The organism is aff. Roholtiella sp. LEGE 12411 (assembly GCF_015206995.1).
In the GTDB taxonomy this organism is placed as follows: Bacteria; Cyanobacteriota; Cyanobacteriia; order Cyanobacteriales; family Nostocaceae; genus Komarekiella.
Window position 1 is genome coordinate 1 of the sequence record NZ_JADEXR010000312.1, and the last position, 1,491, is coordinate 1,491.

The 1,491-nt window shown below is 39.8% G+C and carries 4 protein-coding genes; all 4 read left to right on the top strand.

Going from position 1 to position 1,491, the window contains the following annotated elements:
• Positions 1-111 (top strand): transposase (locus tag IQ246_RS29615; RefSeq protein ID WP_194000466.1); only part of this gene is annotated, 111 nt, incomplete at its 5' end.
• A 92-nt stretch (positions 112-203) separates the two neighbouring features.
• A complete protein-coding gene (locus IQ246_RS29620; protein ID WP_194006843.1) occupies positions 204-410 on the top strand; it encodes a hypothetical protein in 207 nt (68 codons plus the stop codon).
• A gap of 131 nt (positions 411-541) precedes the next feature.
• Positions 542-778, top strand: coding sequence for a hypothetical protein (locus tag IQ246_RS29625; protein ID WP_194006844.1), 237 nt, complete (start codon positions 542-544; stop codon positions 776-778).
• 62 nt (positions 779-840) lie between these two features.
• Entirely contained in the window at positions 841-1,101 is a 261-nt protein-coding gene (locus IQ246_RS29630) for a hypothetical protein (RefSeq protein ID WP_194006845.1), read from the top strand.
• Positions 1,102-1,491: the final 390 nt, after the last annotated feature.

Genomic DNA, 1,491 nt, shown 5'->3' on the forward strand with positions numbered 1-1,491 from the left:
ATTAACAATAAGTTGAAGCTGATTAAAAGGCTAGGTTATGGCTTTCGTAATTTCGCAAACTTTCGATTGCGCTGCCTATTATCTTGGCACTTTAGTGTTAAATCTCCATAAGGGGATCGGTAGAACCGTTAATTCAGTCTATTGGAGGTAGCTGAGTTCCTGACTGAGTTAGTAAGTTTAGAATTAGCAACTAAAGGTAAAAAATGAATAAAACATTGATAACAATTTTAATGTTTGCGTTTTTAATGTTTGCGTTTATAGTCTCGCTCATACTTTCTCCCTTTGCTGCTCTTGCCAGTTTAATGTTTATATTGTTAGTCGCAGCGTTTCTCTTTTTACTAGGAAATTTGTTTCAAGCAATTATTGGTGGTAACTCTGAGCTAAAAGTCCATGAAAACAAGATGGAGTAGGGATTTCCATAAGTAATATTGCTATTTTCACGCCTCTCCAATTGTGTTGATTGATTAAACCTGAGACAAAAACTTAGCGTGAACCACAAAAATGTGTAAATATAAAGAAAAGCTTAAGAGGTTTGAGACTCATGATCACTGCCAAAATGATGCAACAACTGTGGGCTGTAATCGAGTCTACTCAGGTCAGTGTCCTGCTCCAGTTTGACGATGCTGCTCTAGTACAGTTACTCCTCCAGCAGTTGAAAGCCAAACAAGGGCTTGACGCACAGGCAGATTGTAGCCTCAATACTTACATCACATCTAAACTGCCCTTAATCCGCGATACGGCTGAAGGCAGACTATCTGTTGGACAAAGCAACCACTAGCACGATCAATCGAATCATTGCTTACTGTCTAGCATTCTCATCAGAGTTTAATATAATACAACATGATAAATCACTGGCTAGGAATTGCCCTGGTAGCTTATCTAATTGGAGCGGCGATTGAAGGGGTGAGTACAGCCAGTCAGCTATCTCATTCCGCTCCAGAACTAGCTAAAGGCGCACAAAACCAACATTCACAGTCTCCCACTCCACCTAGTTTAAGTTGGCGAATTGTAGCCGCTATTGCCTCGGTAAGTATTTGTGGAGCTTTCTGCTGGCCTTGTCGCCTGCTCCACCGTTCGATTAAAGAGAATGTTGATTCGTGACACGTTAATCAGGCTTAGAATCTAATAAACAATAGTATTTGACACTCCCCACGCATGAATGCGGGGGATTCTTGGCTCTGCGACATGCCTATAAGAGTGAACTTTGATTCAAAAAGAGTTTCGCACTGGAAACTAGACTAAACTAAATCATTTTAATTTTATTTTAATGAAACACCCAAGTCCTTGCTATTAAAGTATGCTGAGACTTCAATAGCAAGGACTTGGGATTTGTTCAACCTGTGTAGCAACTATCTATTTGTAGATTACTGGAGTTTAGACTAAACGCATGACAAAGTAACTCAGGATAAGTGAGTCACAAGCTTTACACTCCAAAATTGAAAATCGAAGAGTTAAGCAGATTGTGGCGTTGGTTTTGGGGATTTTGTAGTG

Excerpts from the sequence above, each read along its gene's own strand:
- IQ246_RS29620 (WP_194006843.1), top strand. The coding sequence starts at position 204 with ATGAATAAAACATTGATAACAATTTTAATGTTTGCGTTTTTAATGTTT.
- IQ246_RS29625 (WP_194006844.1), top strand. The coding sequence starts at position 542 with ATGATCACTGCCAAAATGATGCAACAACTGTGGGCTGTAATCGAGTCT.
- IQ246_RS29630 (WP_194006845.1), top strand. The coding sequence starts at position 841 with ATGATAAATCACTGGCTAGGAATTGCCCTGGTAGCTTATCTAATTGGA.